At 70.7% G+C, this 19,305-nt stretch carries 15 protein-coding genes; 5 read left to right on the top strand and 10 right to left on the bottom strand.

What is annotated here, in order from left to right; all coding sequences use genetic code 11:
- Positions 1-802: cell division ATP-binding protein FtsE (gene ftsE, locus PINTE_RS14230; protein WP_157087259.1), on the bottom strand; the 802-nt coding region annotated here is incomplete at its 3' end.
- Between the two features lie 470 nt (positions 803-1,272).
- On the opposite strand from ftsE, the gene PINTE_RS14235 reads away from it, so the two are divergent.
- From PINTE_RS14235 to PINTE_RS14250, 4 genes are all read left to right on the top strand, one after another.
- A complete protein-coding gene (locus tag PINTE_RS14235; protein WP_068431970.1) occupies positions 1,273-2,772 on the top strand; it encodes a methylmalonyl-CoA carboxytransferase subunit 5S in 1,500 nt (499 codons plus the stop codon).
- Positions 2,773-2,829: 57 nt separating this feature from the next.
- Positions 2,830-4,389 (top strand): acyl-CoA carboxylase subunit beta, encoded by a 1,560-nt coding sequence (locus tag PINTE_RS14240; RefSeq protein ID WP_068431973.1) that lies wholly within the window; start codon positions 2,830-2,832, stop codon positions 4,387-4,389.
- Entirely contained in the window at positions 4,386-4,688 is a 303-nt protein-coding gene (locus tag PINTE_RS14245) for a hypothetical protein (protein ID WP_245642956.1), read from the top strand. The genes PINTE_RS14240 and PINTE_RS14245 overlap by 4 nt, the downstream gene beginning before the upstream one ends.
- Before the next feature lie 68 nt (positions 4,689-4,756).
- The gene (locus tag PINTE_RS14250; RefSeq protein WP_068431976.1) at positions 4,757-5,131 is read left to right on the top strand and encodes a biotin/lipoyl-containing protein; all 375 of its coding nucleotides are present in this window, start codon (positions 4,757-4,759) and stop codon (positions 5,129-5,131) included.
- 80 nt (positions 5,132-5,211) lie between these two features.
- Here the strand turns inward: PINTE_RS14250 and PINTE_RS14255 are convergent, their stop codons facing one another.
- The 5 genes from PINTE_RS14255 to PINTE_RS14275 all read right to left on the bottom strand — a co-directional run bounded on the left by PINTE_RS14255 (position 5,212) and on the right by PINTE_RS14275 (position 10,122).
- Positions 5,212-5,832 (bottom strand): DUF937 domain-containing protein, encoded by a 621-nt coding sequence (locus PINTE_RS14255; RefSeq protein ID WP_084343613.1) that lies wholly within the window; start codon positions 5,830-5,832, stop codon positions 5,212-5,214.
- A gap of 9 nt (positions 5,833-5,841) precedes the next feature.
- Complete coding sequence (locus PINTE_RS14260) at positions 5,842-6,213, bottom strand: hypothetical protein (RefSeq protein ID WP_068431982.1); 372 nt, start codon at positions 6,211-6,213, stop codon at positions 5,842-5,844.
- 3 nt (positions 6,214-6,216) lie between these two features.
- Positions 6,217-7,329 carry a peptide chain release factor 2 gene (gene prfB, locus PINTE_RS14265; protein WP_068431985.1) on the bottom strand — a complete coding sequence of 371 codons (1,113 nt, stop codon included), beginning with the start codon at positions 7,327-7,329 and terminating at the stop codon, positions 6,217-6,219.
- Between the two features lie 28 nt (positions 7,330-7,357).
- Positions 7,358-8,614 (bottom strand): phospholipase D-like domain-containing protein, encoded by a 1,257-nt coding sequence (locus PINTE_RS14270; RefSeq protein WP_068431988.1) that lies wholly within the window; start codon positions 8,612-8,614, stop codon positions 7,358-7,360.
- Positions 8,615-8,700: 86 nt separating this feature from the next.
- Positions 8,701-10,122 carry a nitronate monooxygenase gene (locus PINTE_RS14275; RefSeq protein ID WP_068431990.1) on the bottom strand — a complete coding sequence of 474 codons (1,422 nt, stop codon included), beginning with the start codon at positions 10,120-10,122 and terminating at the stop codon, positions 8,701-8,703.
- Positions 10,123-10,861: 739 nt separating this feature from the next.
- On the opposite strand from PINTE_RS14275, the gene PINTE_RS14280 reads away from it, so the two are divergent.
- Entirely contained in the window at positions 10,862-11,110 is a 249-nt protein-coding gene (locus tag PINTE_RS14280) for a WhiB family transcriptional regulator (protein ID WP_068431993.1), read from the top strand.
- Positions 11,111-11,353: 243 nt separating this feature from the next.
- Here PINTE_RS14280 and PINTE_RS14285 read toward each other — a convergent pair whose 3' ends face one another.
- From PINTE_RS14285 to PINTE_RS14300, 4 genes are all read right to left on the bottom strand, one after another.
- On the bottom strand, positions 11,354-12,877 hold the full coding sequence (locus PINTE_RS14285; RefSeq protein WP_068431996.1) for a sensor histidine kinase: 1,524 nt from the start codon (positions 12,875-12,877) through the stop codon (positions 11,354-11,356).
- Between the two features lie 100 nt (positions 12,878-12,977).
- Positions 12,978-17,906 (bottom strand): NAD-glutamate dehydrogenase, encoded by a 4,929-nt coding sequence (locus PINTE_RS14290; protein ID WP_068432005.1) that lies wholly within the window; start codon positions 17,904-17,906, stop codon positions 12,978-12,980.
- A gap of 114 nt (positions 17,907-18,020) precedes the next feature.
- The gene (locus PINTE_RS14295) at positions 18,021-18,437 is read right to left on the bottom strand and encodes a DUF6912 family protein (RefSeq protein ID WP_068431999.1); all 417 of its coding nucleotides are present in this window, start codon (positions 18,435-18,437) and stop codon (positions 18,021-18,023) included.
- On the bottom strand, positions 18,434-19,305 hold an 872-nt coding region (locus PINTE_RS14300; protein WP_157087260.1), incomplete at its 5' end, for a WS/DGAT domain-containing protein. The genes PINTE_RS14300 and PINTE_RS14295, both read right to left, overlap by 4 nt.

Below are 19,305 nucleotides of genomic sequence, written 5' to 3' on the forward strand. Positions count from 1 at the left end.
CGGGGGCGGCCGCGGGTACGCGGGTCGTCGGGGGGTGACCCTGCCACGCCGCCGCCCCGGAGGCAGCCGCAACCGCGGCACCCGAACCGCCGCCCGCGCGTTCGGCAACCTCGGGGCGGGGCGCCTCGTAGGCCCCGTCCTGCTCGTCACGCACGATCCGCCCGTTGCTCAGTTCGATGACGCGGCGCCGGATCTCGTTGACGATCGAGTCGTCGTGGGTCGCCATGAGCACCGTCGTGCCCGCCTCGTTGATCTGCGAGAGCAGCCGCACGATCTCCAGGCTCGTGCCCGGGTCGAGGTTGCCGGTCGGCTCGTCGGCCAGCAGCAGCCGCGGCTTCTTGACCAGCGCCCGCGCGATCGCGACCCGCTGCTGCTCGCCGCCGGACAGCTCGTGCGGGAAGCGCCGCGCCAGGCTGGAGAGCCCGACGACCTCGAGGGTGGCGGGCACCTGCTCGCGCACCGTGTCGCGCCCGGCGCCCAGCACATGCAGCACGTACGCGACGTTCTCGGCCACGGTCTTGTCCGGCAGCAGCCTGAAGTCCTGGAAGACGACACCGAGATCGCGCCGGAGCCGAGGCACCTCGCGACGTTTGATGCGCGTCAGGTCGCGGCCCGCCACAACGATGCGGCCGCTGGTCGGCCGGTCCTCGCGTAGCAGCAATCGGATGACGGTCGATTTGCCGGAGCCGGAGGCCCCGACCAGGTAGGCGAACTGGCCCGCGGGGATCTCCACGTCGATGCCGTCGAGCGCCGGCCGCGGGTTGCGAGCATAGGTCTTGACGACTTTCTCGAATCGGATCATTCGACGTCTTCCTCGTTCGACAGGTGGCCTCATCCCCCGTCGGCCGGGCTCCCCGTCGAAGCGGAGCAGACACGGCGAAGCGGATGAGGCGACGCCGGTCGACCGCTTGCGCATCCGCGACCGCCCCCGGTTCTCAGGGTACGTTGGCAGCCGGCGGATCGCGTACTGCACCCGCCGCGTCGCGTGGCGTCGCAACCCCTCGACATCACGTCTCATGAATCGAGACGACCGTCTCTGTAATTAACACTTCGCGACCGACAACCGCAGCGGACTGCGAGCCGACTGTGAGCGGATGCAGAACGAACGCCGATCGACCCCGGCGGGGCAGGCGCCGCGACCCGTCTCCGCGCGCCCCTCGGAGTCCGTTTCACGAGACGATCGGCGCCATCATGCGGGACATTTGGGCCGGTCAGCGCTCGATGACCTAGGTCCCCTGCGACGAGCCCCGATTTGCTGCAAAGGTAGGAATCATGAGTTCAGCCCGACAGATCGGCGTGACCGAACTGGCCCTGCGAGACGCCCACCAAAGCCTCATGGCGACTCGAATGGCCCTGGAAGACATGGTCGACGCGTGTCCCGACATCGATGCCGCCGGCTACTGGAGCGTCGAGTGCTGGGGTGGCGCGACCTTCGACGCGTGCATCCGGTTCCTCAACGAGGACCCCTGGGAGCGGCTCCGCACGTTCCGCCGCCTCATGCCCAACTCGCGACTGCAGATGCTGCTGCGCGGTCAGAACCTGCTCGGCTACCGGCACTACGGCGACGACGTCGTCGATCACTTCGTGGAGAAGGCCGCCGAGAACGGCATGGACGTGTTCCGTGTCTTCGACGCCCTCAACGACCCCCGCAACCTCGAACGCGCGATGGCGGCGGTCAAGAAGTCGGGCAAGCACGCCCAGGGCACGGTCTGCTACACGACGTCCCCGTTGCACACCGTCGAGGGCTACGTCGGCCTCGCCAAGCAGCTCAAGGACATGGGCGCCGACTCGATCGCGCTCAAGGACATGGCGGCCCTGCTCAAGCCCCAGCCCGCCTACGACATCGTCAAGGCCATCAAGGACGAGACCGGCCTGCAGGTCAACGTGCACTGCCACTCCACGACCGGTGTCACGCTCGTCTCGCTCATGAAGGCGATCGAGGGCGGCGCCGACGTCGTCGACACCGCGATCAGCTCGATGTCGCTCGGCCCCGGCCACAACCCCACAGAATCATTGGTGGAGATGCTCGAGGGCACCGGCTACGTCGCCGACCTCGACAAGATGCTGCTCGGCAAGATCAAAGAACACTTTGCGGAAGTCAAGCCCCGCTACAGCCAGTTCATGTCGAGCTTCTCCGTGGAGACCGACATCTTCGACTCCCAGATTCCCGGCGGCATGATCTCCAACATGGAGAGCCAGCTCAAGCAGCAGGGCGCGGGCGACAAGCTCAAGGAGGTGCTCGAGGAGGTGCCGCGCGTGCGCGCCGACGCGGGCTACCCCCCGCTGGTCACCCCGAGCTCCCAGATCGTCGGCACCCAGGCCGTCTTCAATGTGCTGATGGGTCAGTACAAGGTGCTCACCGCCGAGTTCGCGGACCTCATGCTCGGCTACTACGGCCTGACGCTGGGCGAGATGAACCCCGACGTCGTCGCCAAGGCCAAGGAGCAGACCGGCAAGGAGCCGATCACCGTGCGGCCGGCCGACCTCATCGCCCCGGAGTGGGACGAGCTGCGCGACGAGGCCGCCAAGCTCGACGGCTTCGACGGCACCGACGAGGACGTGCTCACCCAGGCCATGTTCCCCAAGGTCGCGCCGAAGTTCTTCAAGGAGCGCCCGCAGGGCCCCAAGAACGTCGGCAAGGACCCGGCGGAACTCGAGGCCGAGAAGCTGGCCGCGGCCGGCGACACCGGCTCCGGGCCGGTGCGGATGCCCATCTCCTACACGATCACCGTCGACGGCAAGCAGCACTCGGTGGCCGTCAAGCCGGCCTGAGCCGGCTGGGCCCCGGTCCCGGGGCGAACGACCACTTGCGAGCAACGAAAGGCAGACATGGCTGACAAGCAGCCGACCATGCGCGAGCGCATCGACGAGCTCAAGAGCAAGCGCGCGCAGGTCGAGGCCGGCGGTGGCGAGAAGCGTCACGCCAAGCAGCACGAACAGGGCAAGCTGACGGCCCGCGAGCGCATCGAGAAGCTCGTCGACGCCGACAGCTTCGACGAGACCGGGGCCTTCGCCCGCAACCGCACGACGCTCTTCGGCATGGACACGGCGGACATGCCGGCCGACGGCGTCGTCACCGGCGCGGCCTCGGTCTACGGGCGCCCGATCCACCTGGCGAGCCAGGACTTCTCGGTGGCGGGTGGCTCCGCCGGCGAGATGCACTCGATCAAGGTCGCCAACGCGCTGCACGCGGCGTTGGAGAACGGCACCCCGTTCGTCTTCATCAACGACTCCGGCGGCGCGCGCGTGCAGGAGGGCATCGACAGCCTCTCCGGCTACGGCAAGGTGTTCTTCCAGAACGTCGCGCTCTCCGGCGCGGTACCGCAGGTCTCGATCATCGCCGGGCCGTGCGCCGGCGGCGCGGCCTACTCCCCCGCGCTGACCGACTTCATCATCCAGACCAAGGCGTCGCGGATGTTCATCACCGGCCCCGACGTCATCAAGCAGGTGACGGGCGAGCAGGTGACGGCCGAGGCGCTCGGTGGACCGGAGTCGCACATGGCCCGCTCGGGCGTCACGCACTTCGTCGCCGACGACGACGAGCAGGCGGTGCTCATCTGCCAGAAGCTGCTGAGCTTCCTGCCCAGCAACAACACCGAAGAGCCGCCGGTGCTCGAGGGCAACGACGACGTGTCGGCCAACGCGGACCTCAACAGCGTCATCCCCGAGGATTCCAAGAAGGCGTACGACATCCGTGAGGTCATCGGCGGCATCGTCGACGACGCCGACTTCCTCGAGGTGCACGCGGGCTTCGCGCCGAACATCGTCGTCGGGTTCGCCCGGGTCACCGGCCGCACGGTCGGCATCATCGCCAACAACCCGGCGGTCATGTCCGGCGTGCTCGACATCGACAGCTCCGACAAGGGAGCCCGGTTCATCCGGTTCTGCAACGCGTTCAACATCCCGCTGCTCACCCTCGTCGACGTGCCGGGCTTCCTGCCGGGCGTCACGCAGGAGTACGGCGGCATCATCCGCCACGGCGCGAAGATGCTGTTCGCGTACTCGGCGGCGACGGTTCCGAAGGTCACCGTGGTGCTGCGCAAGGCGTACGGCGGCGCGTACCTCGCGATGTGCGGCAAGGACCTCGGTGCCGACCGCGTGCTCGCGTGGCCGACCGCCGAGATCGCGGTGATGGGCGCCGAGGGAGCTGCGGGCGTCGTGTTCCGGCGCGAGATCGCCGCGGCCGACGACCCGGCCGCCAAGCGCGAGGAGCTCGTGAAGGTCTACCGCGAGGCGTTCAACACGCCGTACGTCGCGGCGTCGCGCGGGCTCGTCGACGAGATCATCGAGCCGTCGCAGACCCGCAAGTACGTCGCGCGGGCGCTGGAGACGCTGGCGAACAAGCGCGAGACGCGGCCCACCAAGAAGCACGGGCTGATCCCGCTGTGAGCGCCGACCAGAGCACAGGCGACGTCACGATGTCCGCCGAGCAGTTCGCGGCCCTGCAGGAGCAGGTCGCGGCGCTCGTCGCGCGGGTCGACGAACTGGAGGGTCAGGTCGCCGGCCTCACCCACTCCGGCGAGGCCGACCCCGATGTCGTGCTGGCGATCTCGGCCGCGGTCGCGGCCTATCTCGGCAAGCGCGCGACCGTGCGGCAGGTCCGCCTGCGGCGCGGATCCTCGTGGAGCGCTCAGGGGCGCACGGTGCAGCAGCAGTCGCACTTCGTGTCCACCCGCGGCTCGCGCTGAGCTACCGACAACGGCTACCGACAACGAATGACGGCCGGCGAGCAGCCGACAAGCGACAAGGACGACAGATGAAGCTGAAGGTGACGGTCAACGGAACCGTCTACGACGTCGACGTGGAGGTCGAGGAGGAGAAGCGCCCCAGCCTGGGCGCCATCCTGGTCGGCTCCTCGTCCGCCTACGGAGTGACACCGAGCGCCGCGAAGGCGCCGGCGACCTCCTCCAACGCCCTGACCGCCAACCTCGCGGGCACCGTCGTCAAGGTGCTCGTGCAGGAGGGCCAGGCGGTCACCGCGGGCGAGACCCTGCTCGTGCTCGAGGCCATGAAGATGGAGACCGAGGTGACGGCCCCGAAGGACGGCACCGTCGCGCACGTCGCGGTCTCCGTCGGCGACGCGGTGCAGTCCGGGCAGGTGCTCGTGGAGTGGGCCGAAGAGGAGGGCTGACCTCCGCACCGACACACGACGACGGCCGGTGGTCCCTGTTGGGGCCACCGGCCGTTCGCACACTGTTGTGTGGGTTGCGCTCAGGCGCGGCGCCCGCCTCCGAGCACCCCGCCCAGGACGTTCGTGATGAGGTCCTCCACGGCGTTGCCCGACGACTGCTGCGACGGCTGCTGCGACTGCGCCTGCTGCTGGGAGGCCGAGCCGGCACCGCCCGCGCGCCCGCCGAGCACCTGGCCGAGCACGTCGAGCAGGATCGTGCCGCCGACTCCGCCGCCGACGGACCCGCCCACGCCACCGGGCAGCGCGCGCCCGGTGAGCCGCTTGGCGAGGTAGGACAGCACGATCGGGGCGAGGATCGGCAGCAGCTTGGCGACGAGACCGGAGCTGGCGCCGGCACCGCCGAGTCGCTGCACGACGTCCTGGCGCTGGGCGCCGAAGACGTTGTCGACGATGCGGTCGCCGTCGTCGGTGTCGACGTCGGAGAGCGTGACACCGCCGTCGAGCAGGTTGTCGTCGTGCTGGCCGACGGCCGCCTCCAGCGAGGCCAGGCCCTGCGCATCGGCGGCGTTGGCGCCCATGCCGGCGAGCAGCGTGGGCAGTGCCGTCGCGACGGCGCTCTCGGCCTCACCGCGGGAGACGCCGAGCCGATCGGCGATGTCGTCCATCGGAAGCGATTGGGTGATGTCGGAAACGGGGTCCATCGACCCAGATTAAGCGCCGGAGCGGCCACCGCGCCCGCCGGCGGCGGACGCGGCGTATCTCACGACAACCAGGGGCCGGTGGAGCCGGCACCGGGCGCGCGGCGCTCGATCTCCTCGACCGCCTCCTTGGCCTCCCGCAGCCCGGCGCCGGTGACCTCCCGGTAGCTTGACCGCGTGGATCTTCTGGCCGGTCCGCACGAGTTCGAGCACCTCGGCGTCGACGGCTGGTTGCGCGGCGACGATGGCCGGGTCGACACCGGTGCGCTCACACACCTCGCGCAGCGCCGCCTCGAGGGCGTCGACGCGGCGCCGCAGCCGCGCGATCTCCGCGTGCGGGTCGCTGCCCCCGGTCAACCCCAAGTAGTCGCTGATCCGCCCCACGGCTCAGGCCTCCGCGCGCTCGGCGGAACGCTTCCAGCGGATGCCGCTCTCGATGAACGCGTCGATGTCGCCGTCGAAGACGCCCGCGGTGTTGCCGACCTCGTGCTCGGTGCGCAGGTCCTTGACCATCTGGTAGGGGTGCAGCACGTAGGAGCGCATCTGGTCGCCCCAGCTCGCCTTGACGTCGCCGGCCAGCTCCTTCTTGGCCGCGGCCTCCTCCTGGCGCTTGAGCAGCAGCAGGCGCGACTGCAGCACCCGCAGGGCGGCGGCGCGGTTCTGGATCTGGCTCTTCTCGTTCTGCATCGAGACGACGATGCCGGTGGGGATGTGCGTCATGCGCACCGCGGAGTCGGTCGTGTTGACGCTCTGCCCGCCGGGCCCCGAGGAGCGGAAGACGTCGACCTTCAGCTCGTTCTCGGGGATCTCGATGTGGTCGGTCTGCTCGATGAGCGGCACCACCTCGACAGCCGCGAACGACGTCTGCCGGCGGCCCTGGTTGTCGAACGGACTGATCCGCACGAGCCGGTGCGTGCCCGCTTCCACGGCGAGGTGGCCGTACGCGTAGGGCACGTTGACCTCGAACGTCGCCGACTTCAGCCCCGCCTCCTCGGCGTAGGAGGTGTCCATGACCTTCGTCGGGTAGCCGTGGCGCTCGGCCCAGCGCAGGTACATCCGCAGCAGCATCTCGGCGAAGTCGGCGGCGTCCACGCCGCCGGCGCCCGCGCGGATCGTCACGACCGCCTCCCGAGGGTCGTACTCCCCCGCCAACAGCGTGCGTACCTCGAGCTCACCGACGGCCTTGCGCAGGGAGACGAGCTCGCGGTCGGCCTCCGCCATCGTGTCGGCGTCGTCCTCCTCGGTGCCCATCTCGACGAGCACCTCGAGGTCGTCGATGCGCGAATCCATGCCGGTGATGCGCTCGAGCTCGGCGTTGGCGCGGGCCAGGCTGCTCGTCACCTGCTGGGCCCGTTCCTGGTCGTCCCACAGGTCCGGCGCCGCGGCCTCCTGTTCGAGCTGGGCGATCTGGGCGCGCAGCCGCTCGAGGTCGGTCACCTCACGCACGGACGCCATCGTCTGGCGCAGGTCCTTGATCTCAGAAGCGAAGTCGACAGCCACGAGGGTCAAGCCTACTGGGCGCCGGCGACTACATGAGCGGGTGCAGGGGTTGCAGCAGCCGTTCGGCGACCCGCGGGAGGCGCCCGCGCTGCTCCCACTCCTCCAACGTGAGCTGGCGACAGTTGCCGAGGTCCATCGTGAAGATCTCCTCCATCTTCGTGGCCATGTCCTCGCTGTAGAGGGCCATGTTGACCTCGTAGTTGCCGGTCATCGAGAGCCGGTCGATGTTCGCGGTGCCGATCGTGCTCCACACCCCGTCGATGGTGGCGGTCTTCGCGTGCACCATCGCGTCGCGGTACAGCCAGATCGTCACGCCGCCGGCGAGCAGCTCGGAGTAGTAGGCGCGCGCGACCCAGTCGGCGATGATGTGGTTCGAGTACTCCGGCACGATGACCCGCACGTCGACGCCGCGGCGGGAGGCCTTGAGCAGGCCGGTGAGGATCTCGTTGTCGGGGATGAAGTAGCCCTGGGTGATGTAGATGTGGTCGGTGGCCCGCTCGATGGCGTCGAGGTAGAGGCCGCGCACGGGGAAGAGCATGCGGCTCGGGGCGTTGCGGGCGGCCTTGATCTGGCTGTTCCACTCCTTGGCCCCGCGGTCCGGCAGCTCCGGGTGACGGCGCGCGTGCCGGTACTCGTTCCAGAAGTCGACGAAGGTGTCGGTCAGTTCCCAGACCGCCGGGCCCTCGACCCGGATGTGGGTGTCGCGCCACTCGCTCGCGTAGGTGTCACCGATGTTGTAGCCGCCGACGAAACCGATCTCTCCGTCGACGACGACGATCTTGCGGTGGTCACGGCCCATGTGCCGCAGATCCAGGCGCAGCATGCCCCAGCGCAGCACCGGGAAGCGCAACACGTGCACCGTCTCGGGGAAGTCGTAGAACCGCGGGTCGACGACGAGGTTGCCGAACCCGTCGTAGACGATGAAGACCTGCACACCCCGACGGGCGGCGGCGATGAGCGCCTCCTTGAAGCGCGTGCCGATCTCATCGCCCTTCCAGATGTAGAACTCGAAGAAGACCGACTCCTGGGCGTCGTCGATGGCCGCGAGCATGTCGTCGAAGACGTCGTCGCCGCTCGTGTAGGTGGTGATGTGGTTGCCGGAGACATCCACGGTGCGCGGCGCGGCGCTGGGAAATCCGGCGGGCGGCGTCGCGCGCCGCTTGCGGACCTCGTCGACGGTCGTGACCGCGACCGCGGCCGCGAGCTGCGCTGCCGTGGTGGCCGCGACCGTCCAGCCGACGGCGCGCACCACCCCCCGGCGAGTGAGGAGGCCGTGAAGACGCATACCCCCAAAGCTAGCTCACCGGCGGGCGACCTGCGCCGATGCCGCCGCGAGCCGGCTCAGGCGGGCTCAAGCGGGCTCAAGCTGGCTCAGGCCGGCACTGAGCGGTCCCGTCCGGCGCCGGCGTCGCTCGCGCCGGTCATCAGCCACTCCACGGCCTGCGTGGCGGTCCAGCCCTGCGGGTGCAGTTCGAGCAGCGCGGCCGGCCCGTCGAGGTCTTGTCCGAGCGTCACGGCGGGCAGCTCGTGGTAGCCGTCCTTGCGCTCCTGGCCGATGCCGATGTTGGCCATGAGGCCGTTGCACAGGCATTTGCGCCCGATGGTGTCTTCGAGGTTGCCGCCCTTCTTCAGGTAGGCGTCCTCGGGCTCGGAGGCGCACCGGTAGCCGAGCGTGCCGTTCGGGCGCTCGTATGGGGTGCGCAGGTACGACAGATCGCACAACCGCGGACGGGCGTGGTAGACCTCCGGCTGCGACATCGTGCCGGGCAGCCGAGCGACCTTGAACGGAAAACCGGTCGGCGACGCGCGCGGGTCGTTGCGCACCGACAGGCTCCCGCTCGTCAGCCGCTCCATGAGCTGAGCCCGCACTGCGGGGGCCAGCCCGGAGTCGGTCGACAGGGCGAAGATCGTGCCGCACTGCACTCCGGTGGCGCCGATCTGGAGCGCCTCCGCGACCTTCTCCGGGGAGCTGTAGGCACCCGCGAGCCAGAACGGCAGGCCGAGCTCGGCGATCTTGCGCAGGTCGGGCTGGTCGCGCAACCCGTACACGGGCTGGCCGTCGTCGTCCAGCTGCATCTTGCCGCGGGGTGGCGCGCTGTGCCCACCGGCCGGCGGGCCTTCGACGATGAACCCCTCGGGGCGGATCTCCTCGTCGCGGTACAGGTAACTGGCCAGCGAGTGCAGCGAGACGATCGCCAGGAACTGCGGGCGGCGCAGCTGCGGCAGGTACTCCCCCATGACCTCGACCGGGTCGACGGTGGAGGTGTACCTCTTGGTGGCGCCGGCGACGTCGATCGTGATCCCGCCCGGCCGACCGGCGGCGAGGTCGGTGAGCAGCTTCGGGATCTCGCGCGGGATGCCAGCTCCCATGAGCACGTAGTCGACGTCGGCGAGCATCGCGCCGAGCGCGGCGGTGGGGGTGGCCATCTGGATCTTCTCGAGGAAGTTGATGCCGACGAGGCCGTCGTGGCCCTCCTTGGCGAGCCAGACCTCGACGAAGTTGCCGGCGACCGACAGCTCGACGGCTGCGGTGCTCGGGGAGACGGTCAGCGTCGGGTTCGGGCGGTACGGCGCGCCGTCGCGGCCGCCCTCCTTGAAGTACTTGTCGAGGATGCGCTGCGCCATGGCCTGGTCGGGAAAGTGGGCCAGCGCCCGTCGCGCGTGCCCCTGCGGGTCGCCGTCCTGCAGCCGTCGGGCGAGCACCGCGTCGAGCGCGGTGCCGGACACGACCCCCAGATGTCCGCTCCTGGCGACATCGGCGGCCATCCACCACGAGGACACGGCAACACCCATCCCCCCTTGGATGACCACGGGCAACGGTGTGACTGACACGCAGGAACCTCCGGTAGCGAAACTTACGGCAACGTAGGTTCACGCTACCGGGTCAGACCGGCCCGTGCACATTCCCGGGGTGCCCTGTTTCCCAAGCACCCGCGTCGGGACCGCCGCGGGTGCGGCGCAGAACCGGGCGACCGCGGGCGCGAAGGTCGCGCGTACCGGCTCCGGCCTGGATTGACCATGGGAAGACTTCGCTCACATGCTGGACGGTCAGCCGGGTGTCGGATCGCTCACGTCGCACAGCCCGAACCCCCTCCCCAGCCGCTAGCTGGGGGTGGATGTCGGGTACCGGAGTGCCCCGCCGGCAACCCTCGGACGACAGCCCCAGGCCTCTGGCCTGCACAGCTGCGGGAGACGGAAGCGGTCGCGAGGGCGTATAGTGGATCGCATCTATGCACACAAGTGACGAGCGTCACAATTGCGAATGTGCGCAAACTATCCTTAACACCTTGCCCGGCGCCGAGCCCTCTGTGAGGCTAGGAACAACGACGACGGCGTCGAAGTTGACATCTGTCAGACGTGACCGAGCCGGAAGGCGCGCATCTCATCGTGCACCGGGGGAACGGCTATAGCGCAACCGGTCATGTTCACATCTCTCATCGAGATCCGGTGAGTGATGTCCGCACACAGGGAACTGTCCGCGCGGCGGGTCGAAAATCGGTCCTCCGCGGGTCTGAGGCAAGGAGCAAAACCCATGGATTGGCGCAATCGCGCTGCGTGTCTGGAGGAGGACCCGGAGCTCTTCTTCCCGATCGGAAACACCGGTCCGGCGCTTCTCCAGATCGAAGAGGCCAAGGCCGTGTGCCGTCGGTGTGAGGTTCAGGAGATCTGCCTGAAGTGGGCGCTGGAGTCCGGACAGGACGCCGGTGTCTGGGGTGGCCTGTCCGAAGACGAGCGCCGCGCACTGAAGCGGCGCAACGCCCGGGCCCGACGGGCCGGCTGAGTACAGCAGCCCGCCGAGGCCGAGAGCCCGGTCGCGGCACCAGCAGCCCAGCCAAGGCACCAGCACAGGTTGAGCCGGCAGCCCAGTTGAGCCGGCGCGGAACGACCCCGACCCTCAGGTTCGGGCACCGGTCCGGCAAGCACACGTGAATGAACGGTCGGCGGACCCCACGTCCGCCGACCGTTCGCCGTGCTCGCCCCGATTCTCGAGACGACTGCGAGACCCGCGCGGCCGCCGCCCGACTCAGTCCGGCGCGTCCCGCAGTTGCTTGGGCGCCAGGTGACGCAGCCGCGCGTTGAAGCACACCCTGGTGCCGTGGGGCTTGGCGCGCTCCCAGGTGATCGTGCCGCTGAGGTCGTCGACGAGGGCGGACACGATCTGACTGCCCAGGCCGGAGCGGCCCGGCCGGAACCCCTCCGGGAGCCCCACTCCGTCGTCCGTCACGGTCACCGACAGCCGCCGCTTCGGCCCGCGCACCGCGTCGACCACGACCCGGCCGCCGTGTTCGGCCAGCCCGTGCTCGGCCGCGTTCTGCACCAGTTCGGTGAGGACCATGGCCAGCGACGTCGCGTCCTCCGCGCCGACCCGCCCGAAGGTGCCGGTCAACTCCCACTCCACCGGCGGGCCGTCGGTGGCGACCTCGACGACCGCGTTGAGCGCCCGCGTCAGCACGTCGTCGAAGTCGACGTCCTCGTCGACCGTCTGGCTCAGGGTGTCGTGGACGAGGGCGATCGTCGCCACCCGCCGGCCCGCCTCCTGCAGGGCCGCCGTCGCCCGCTCGTCACCCACGCGGCGGGACTGCAGCCGCAGCAGCGCCGCCACGGTCTGCAGGTTGTTCTTCACCCGGTGGTGGATCTCGCGGATCGTCGCGTCCTTGGTCATCAGATCGCGTTCGCGGCGACGCAACTCGCTGACGTCGCGCAGCAGCACGAGCGCCCCGACCCGCTCCCCGTGGGTCGTCAGCGGCACCGCCCGCAGGCTCAGCGACGCCCCGTGCGCGTCGACCTCGCTGCGCCAGGGCGCGCGGCCCGTGACGACGAGCACGAGCGACTCGTCGACGACCGTGTGGTCCTCCAGCACGTCGGAGACGATGCGGCTGAGTTGCTCGTCGACGATGTTGCCGGGGTGCCCGAGGCGGTGCAGCGCCGAGATCGCGTTCGGGCTCGCGTACGTGACGACGCCCTCGGCGTCGAGGCAGACCACCCCGTCTCCGACCCGCGGGGCGCCGCGACGCTGCCCGGTGGGGGCGCCCAGAACCGGGAACTCCCCCGCCGCGATCATCTCGCACAGGTGCTCGGCCACCCCGAGATAGGTCAGGTCGAGACGGCTCGGCACCCGCGTCATCGCCGCGTTGCTGTGCCGGGTGAGCACGGCGATGACGCGGCCCGAGCGCACGACGGGGATGGCCTCCTGGCGCACCGCGGTCTCGTCGTAATGGCGCGCCTCCGCGTCCTTGACGATCCGCTTCTTGCGGGCGCACGTGTCGAGCAGGGTGCGCCGCTCGGAGGCGGCCCGGCAGCCGACGAGGTCGTCGAAGAAGACCAGCGGACCGGTGTTGGGCCGCACGTGCGTGGCGACCATCCAGTCGGACTCCCGCACCTGGAACTCGGGGTCGGCCGCGCCGGCGTCGACGCGCACCCACAGGACGAGGTCCGAGAACGACAGGTCGGAGACGAGCTGCCAGTCACCGATGAGCAGATGCAGCCACTCGACGTCCGGCGGTCGGAGCTGGGTGGCGCGGGCGAACACGTCTTGGATGGTCGGCACCCTTGCAGCGTAGACGCACCCGCCCGGCGCGCTCCCAGGTCCGTGCGCCGGAGGCCGAGACCCCGATGGAGCGGTGGATCATCGGCGGCTCAGCGGCACATCAGTTGGCGACTCCCCCGGCCCGCACGATGCTGCGCAGGGCGCGCACCGCCACCGACAGCGGCGCCAGGGTCGGCTCCTCGATCTCGTCGAGTCCGTTGAGCGCCTTCTTCGTGCGCGCCAGCGACGCCTCGTTGGCGCGCATCCACGCCTGCACGCGCTCGTCGGCACCGGCCTGGTCGTCGGTGCTCTCCAGCACCGCGCGGGTCAGGCCGTCGAGCACCGCGTACAGGTCGTCGCGCATGGCTCCGCGCGCCAGCGAATCCCACCGGTCGTCCCGCGGCAGCGCCGCCACCTGCGAGAGCAGCCCGTCGATGTCGAACTGGGCGGACAGCCCGAAGTGCACCGCCGCCACCTCGTGCACGTCGCGCCCGAGGTCGGTGGCGAGTTCGACGATGTCCAGGCACGAGTAGGAGTCGAGCAGGCAGGCGACGGTCGTCGCGAGCTCCTCCGGGACCCCCTGGGCGACGAGCTCGGCCGATTCGGTCTCCATGCGGGCCCGTTCGCCGCCTCCGAGCAGGTCCGCGAGGCCGCCGCGGATCGCCGCGGTGCTCGGCCCGAACCGTTCGATCTCGGCGGCGACGTCGAGGCGGGCCGGCCGGTTCTGCAGGAACCAGCGCACCGTGCGGTCGAGCAGCCGGCGGAACTCCAGGTAGATGCGCGTCTGCACCTGCGTGTCGACGACGTTGTCGAGCGCTTCGACCTGCGCGACGAAGCCGGCCAGGTCGAAGATCTCGCGCGCCGCGACGAACGCGCGGGCCACCTGCTCGGACCCGACGCCCATCTCCTCGATCGCGCGGTAGGCGAAGGTGATGCCGCCGCGGTTGATGACGGAGTTGGCCACCGCGTTGATGATGATCTGGCGCCGCAGCGGGTGGTCGGCCAGCTCCTTCGCGTAGCGGGAGCGGACCGGCTCCGGGAAGTAGGTGCGCAGGGTGCTCTCGAACCACGGGTCGTCGGCGAGGTCGCCGGCGGCCAGGTCGGCCTTGAGCGCGAGCTTGGCGTAGGCGACGAGCACCGAGAACTCCGGCGACGTCAGGCCGCGGCCCTGCGCCCGCCGCTCGGCCAGGGTCGCGTTGTCGGGCAGGAACTCCAGCGCCCGGTCGAGCTCGCCACGCTGGGTCAGCCACTCCATGAACCGCTCGTGCAGCGCGGCCATCTCCAGCTGCTGGGCGCGGGCGTTGCCGAGCAGCACGTTCTGCTCGTAGTTGTCGCGCAGCACCTTGAGGCCGACGTCGTCGGTCATCGACGCGAGCAGCTCGTCGCGCTGCTTGCGGGTGAGGTCGTCGGCGTGCATCAGCCCGGTGAGCAGGATCTTGATGTTCACCTCGTGGTCGGAGGTGTCGACGCCCGCCGAGTTGTCGATCGCGTCGGTGTTGATCCGCACCCCGGCGAGCGCGGCCTCGATGCGGCCGAGCTGGCTCACGCCGAGGTTGCCGCCCTCACCGACCACCTTGACACGCAATTGTTTGCCGTCGACGCGGATCGCGTCGTTGCCGCGGTCGCCGATCTGCGCGGCGGTCTCCTGGCTCGCCTTGACGTAGGTGCCGATGCCGCCGTTCCACAACAGGTCGACGGGGGCCAGCAGCGCGCACTTGATGAGCTCGGCCGGCGTGAGGGTCTCGACGCCGTCGTCGATGCCGAGGGCCTGGCGGATCTGCGGGGTGAGCGTCACCGACTTCGCCGTGCGCGCGAACACCCCGCCGCCCTCGCTGATGAGGTCGGTGTCGTAGTCGGCCCACGAGCTGCGCGGCAGCTGCGCGAGCCGCAGCCGCTCGGCGTAGGAGGCGGCCGCGTCGGGCTCGGGGTCGACGAAGACGTGCCGGTGGTCGAAGGCCGCGACGAGGCGGATGTGCTCCGAGCGCAGCATGCCGTTGCCGAACACGTCGCCGCTCATGTCGCCGACGCCGACGACCGTGAAGTCCTGCGTCTGGGTGTCGTGGCCCATCTCGCGGAAGTGCCGCTTGACCGACTCCCAGGCACCGCGGGCCGTGATCCCCATGCCCTTGTGGTCGTAGCCGGCGCTGCCGCCGGAGGCGAACGCGTCGTCGAGCCAGTAGCCGTACTCCTGCGCCACGCCGTTGGCGACGTCGGAGAAGCTGGCCGTGCCCTTGTCGGCGGCCACCACGAGGTAAGGGTCGTCGCCGTCGTGACGCACGACCCGCGGCGGGGGCACGACCGCGCCGTCGACGCGGTTGTCGGTGACGTCGAGCAGCGCGGCGATGTACAGCTTGTACGCCTCGATGCCCTCGGCCATCCACGCCTCGCGGTCGCTGGGATCGGGCAGGTGCTTGGCGAAGAAGCCGCCCTTGCTGCCGGTGGGCACGATGACCGCGTTCTTGACCATCTGGGCCTTGACCAGGCCGAGGATCTCGGTGCGGAAGTCCTCGCGCCGGTCGCTCCAGCGCAGGCCGCCGCGGGCGACCGGGCCGTAGCGCAGGTGCACGCCCTCGACCCGCGGCCCGTAGACCCAGATCTCGAACATCGGACGGGGCTCGGGCAGCCCGGGGATCTGGCGCGGATCGAGCTTGAGGCTGATCGTGGGCTTGGGCTGCCCCGCGTCGTCGACCTGGTAGAAGCTCGTGCGCAGCGTGGCGCGGATGACGTGCAGGAACGAGCGGATGATGCGGTCCTCGTCGAGGCTGCTCACGTCGTCCAGGGCCCGCACCACCGCCTCCGACGCCTCCTCCTCGGCCCGCTCGCGGGCGGTCGCGTCGTCGGTGCCCGCCTCGTCGCCGGCGCCGGCGTCGGGGTCGAAGCGGGCCTCGAACAGGGCGACGAGCAGCTGGGCGATCAGGGGGTTGCGGCGCAGCGTGCCCTCGATGTAGGCGTTGCTGAACGTCGTGCCGGCCTGGCGCAGGTACTTGGCGACCGTGCGCAGGATGCGCACCTGGTGCCACGTCAGCCCGGCCGAGAGCACGAGCGCGTTGAAGCCGTCGGATTCCGCGTGGCCGAGCCAGACCGCCTCGAACGCCTCCTGGAACGCCTCCCGCCGGCCCCCGGGCCCGCGGGTCCAGCTGTTCTCGTCGGTGGCCCGCAGACCGAAGTCGTAGATGTGCACGGCGGCGCCGTCGAGGCGGCGCAGCTCGTACGGCCGCTCGTCGGTGACGACGACACCCATGTCGGTGAAGATCGGCAGCACCTGCGAGAGCGACAGCGGCCCCCGCCGGTACAGCTTGAGCCGGCGCTCGCCCTCCGGCGCCCCGGGCGAGTGGTACAGGTTCAGCCGGAAGTCGCCCTCGGCGTCGAGGCGCTCGACGTGCTGCAGGTCGGCGACCCCGACGCGCGGGTGGAAGTCCTCCTTGTAGGCCTCGGGAAAGGCGCGGCCGTAGTCGCGCAGCAGCCGGGCCGCGTGCTCCTCGCCGTACTCGGCGCGGGTGGCCTCGGCGAGGTCCTCGTCCCAGGTGCGGGTGGCGTCGACGAGGCGGCGCTCGAGCTCGGCAGGGTCGACCTGCGCCGCCGGCTCCACGGCCGGCACCCGCACGACGAAGTGCAGTCGGGCCAGGCTCGATTCGGACACCCGGGTGGTGTAGTCGACGTTCTCGGAGGCGGGCACCCCGTACGCCTCACGCAGGATGCCCTCCATGCGCAGCCGGACCGCGGTGTTGTAGCGGTCCCGGGGCAGGAACACGAGGGCGGACATGAACCGGCCGAAGTCGTCGACGCGCAGGAACAGCCGGGTGCGGCGGCGCTGGGCCAGGTGCACGACGGCGGTCGCGGTGCGGGTGAGCTGCTCGGTGTCGGCCTGGAAGAGCTCGTCGCGGGGAAAGTTCTCCAGCACCCCGAGCAGGTCCTTGGCCAGGTGGCTGTCGGTGGAGAAGCCGGATGCCCGCAGCACCGCGTCGACCTTGCGGCTGATGAACGGCACGGCCGACACCGACGAGGTGTAGGCGCTCGCGGTGAACAGCCCGAGGAAGCGCTGCTCGCCGACGACCTCGCCGGCGTCGTCGAACGTCTTGACCCCGATGTAGTCCATGTAGACGTCGCGGTGCACCGGCGATCGCGAGTTCGCCTTGGTGACGATGCACAACTGCTTCTCGCGGGCCTTCTGCGCGACCGATTCCGGCAGCCGCGCCGAGACGGGCTCGGTGCGCTTGCCGTCGTCCCCGTCGGCGTGCTCGCGCAGGAGGCCCAGGCCGGTGCCCGGCACGGTCGTCAGGTACTCACCGTCGTCGCGCCGCTCGAGGCGGTACTCCCGGTAGCCCAGGAACGTGAACTGCCCGGACGCCATCCAGTCCAGCAGCGCGCGCCCGTCGTCGAGCTGTTCCTCAGGGATGCCCGCGGGCGGGTCGTCGTGCAGGGCCGAGACGATGCGGCGGGCCTGCTCGGTCATCAGCGGCCAGTCCTCGACGGCCACCCGCACCGCGCCGAGGATCTCGCCGAGGCGCTCCGCGATGTACTCGCGGTCCTCCAGGTCGGATTCGCGGTCGATCTGCAGGTGCATCCAGGACTCGGCGCGCACCCCGTCTCCCTCGGGGGGCCGGCCCGAGGCGCGCAGGTCGTCGACGTCGACGTCGAGCACCTCGAGCAGGCGGCCGGATTCGTCGCGGCGCACGACGAGCTGGGGGTGCACGAGCAGGTGCACGGCCCGGCCCTGCCGGTCGAGTTCGGCGGTCACCGAGTCGACGAGGAACGGCATGTCGTCGGTGACGATCTCGATCACCGTGTGCTCGGTGGACCACCCCTCCTGCTCCACCGACGGTGTGCTCACCCGCACCCGCGCCTGCCCCTGCGGGCGCTCCATCGCGAGCGAGCGATGGGCGAGCGCTGCGCCGACCAGATCCTCGGGCCGACGCGCCAACAGATCCTCGTCGGCCACGTGCCGGTAGTAGAGGGCCAGTAGCTCTTCGGGGTGATCGACGGAACGGTCGGCCAGCGCCGCCGCCTCCGCGAGTAGATGCTGTCGGGACTCTTCCAGCGAAGCTGACATGACGGCGAACTCACCCTTATCGGTCAACGGGCCGGACGCCTCGATGCGCCCGCGCTTCTCCCGATGCTAGGCCGAAAACAGCCCGCGGACCTGCTGTTCGGCCCCCCGGCGGGCTCAGCCCAGCAGCTCGAGCACCTGAGGCAGCTCCGCCGCGTCGTACCAGGAGAGCTCCTCGTCGGGCGTCGCGGCGGCGGGCAGCACGTGCAACGCGGCCAGCCGTGCGACGGCCACCGGGTGGGCCAGCCGCACCTCGAAGCCGCGGTCCGGGTCGTCGCCTCCGCTGGCCGCCGCCTGCCCCGCGGGCACGTCGAGGGCCGCGACCACGACCGGACCGGCTCCGGGCTGCGCGCGCTCGACCGCGGACCACTGCGCGGCGTACTCCAGCTCTTCCTCGTCGTCGTCCGGAAACGCCTGCCGGGCCCGGTCGGTGACGGCGTGCGCCGGCCGGTCGGTGAGGTCGACCGGCTCGCCGACGGACCAACGCCGCAGGTCGTCGGCGGTCACGGCCGCGAACACGCGAGAGCCGGTCACGGGGTCTCCTCGTCGGGGGTGTCGGTGGATTCGGTGGCGTCGGGTGCTGCAGTGTCGCTGCCCGCGCCGTCCACGCCGTTCCAGGCCTCGAGCGTGTCGAGGAGGCACTCGCCGAGCACGTCGAGGTCGGGCATGGCGCCGCGGTCGCCGAGGAGCCCGATGCAGACGGTGCCGTCGTAGGAGGTGAGCCCGATGCTGAGGGCCTGGCCGGCGGCGAGCGGCACCACGGGGTAGCTGGCGACCATGCGGCATCCCGCCGCGTAGAGCGGCTGCTGGGGGCCGGGGGCGTTGATGATGACGAGGTTGAAGAACCGGCGGGACATCGCGCTGCCCATGCGGGCGCCGAGGTGGTGCAGCGTGGACGGGGCGAACCCGGCGAGCCCGGCGATCGAGCCGGCGTCGACGGTCTGCCCGGGGCGGGTCTGCCGGCGCATCTGGTAGGCGATGCGTTCGAGGCGCACGTGCGGGTTGGGTTCGCCGACGGGCAGGTCAATGACGGCGGCGTGCACGTCGTTGACGAGGCCGACGGGGTGGGCGCTCGCGCCGAGGCTGATCGGCACGAGGGCCCGCACGATGGTGCCGGTGTGCAGCGGTTCGCCGCGCGTGGACAGCCAGGCGGCGAGGGCGCCGCTGATGACGGCGAGGATGGAGTCGGTCACCGAGACGTCCGCGGCGCCGGCGCCGCGGGAGGCGCGCATCTCGTCGCGGACGGAGCGGAAGCTGTCCAGCGGCACCTGCACCATGCAGACGCGGCGGTGGGCGCCGGTGACGACGTTGAGGGGGCTTTCCGGGGCGGGCGAGGCGGCGGTGCGCAGGAGCGTTCCGGCGACGCCCCCGACGCCCCCGGCGACGCGGCCCGCGGTGCGCG

It is taken from the genome of Piscicoccus intestinalis NBRC 104926, assembly GCF_001515525.1.
Taxonomy (GTDB): Bacteria; Actinomycetota; Actinomycetes; order Actinomycetales; family Dermatophilaceae; genus Kineosphaera; species Kineosphaera intestinalis.

What these genes read in the sequence shown, in the direction of transcription:
- PINTE_RS14235 (WP_068431970.1), top strand. Translation starts at nt 1,273, where the DNA reads ATGAGTTCAGCCCGACAGATCGGCGTGACCGAACTGGCCCTGCGAGAC.
- PINTE_RS14240 (WP_068431973.1), top strand. Translation starts at nt 2,830, where the DNA reads ATGGCTGACAAGCAGCCGACCATGCGCGAGCGCATCGACGAGCTCAAG.
- PINTE_RS14250 (WP_068431976.1), top strand. Translation starts at nt 4,757, where the DNA reads ATGAAGCTGAAGGTGACGGTCAACGGAACCGTCTACGACGTCGACGTG.
- PINTE_RS14255 (WP_084343613.1), bottom strand. Translation starts at nt 5,832, where the DNA reads ATGGACCCCGTTTCCGACATCACCCAATCGCTTCCGATGGACGACATC.
- PINTE_RS14270 (WP_068431988.1), bottom strand. Translation starts at nt 8,614, where the DNA reads ATGCGTCTTCACGGCCTCCTCACTCGCCGGGGGGTGGTGCGCGCCGTC.
- PINTE_RS14275 (WP_068431990.1), bottom strand. Translation starts at nt 10,122, where the DNA reads ATGGGTGTTGCCGTGTCCTCGTGGTGGATGGCCGCCGATGTCGCCAGG.
- PINTE_RS14280 (WP_068431993.1), top strand. Translation starts at nt 10,862, where the DNA reads ATGGATTGGCGCAATCGCGCTGCGTGTCTGGAGGAGGACCCGGAGCTC.
- PINTE_RS14290 (WP_068432005.1), bottom strand. Translation starts at nt 17,906, where the DNA reads ATGTCAGCTTCGCTGGAAGAGTCCCGACAGCATCTACTCGCGGAGGCG.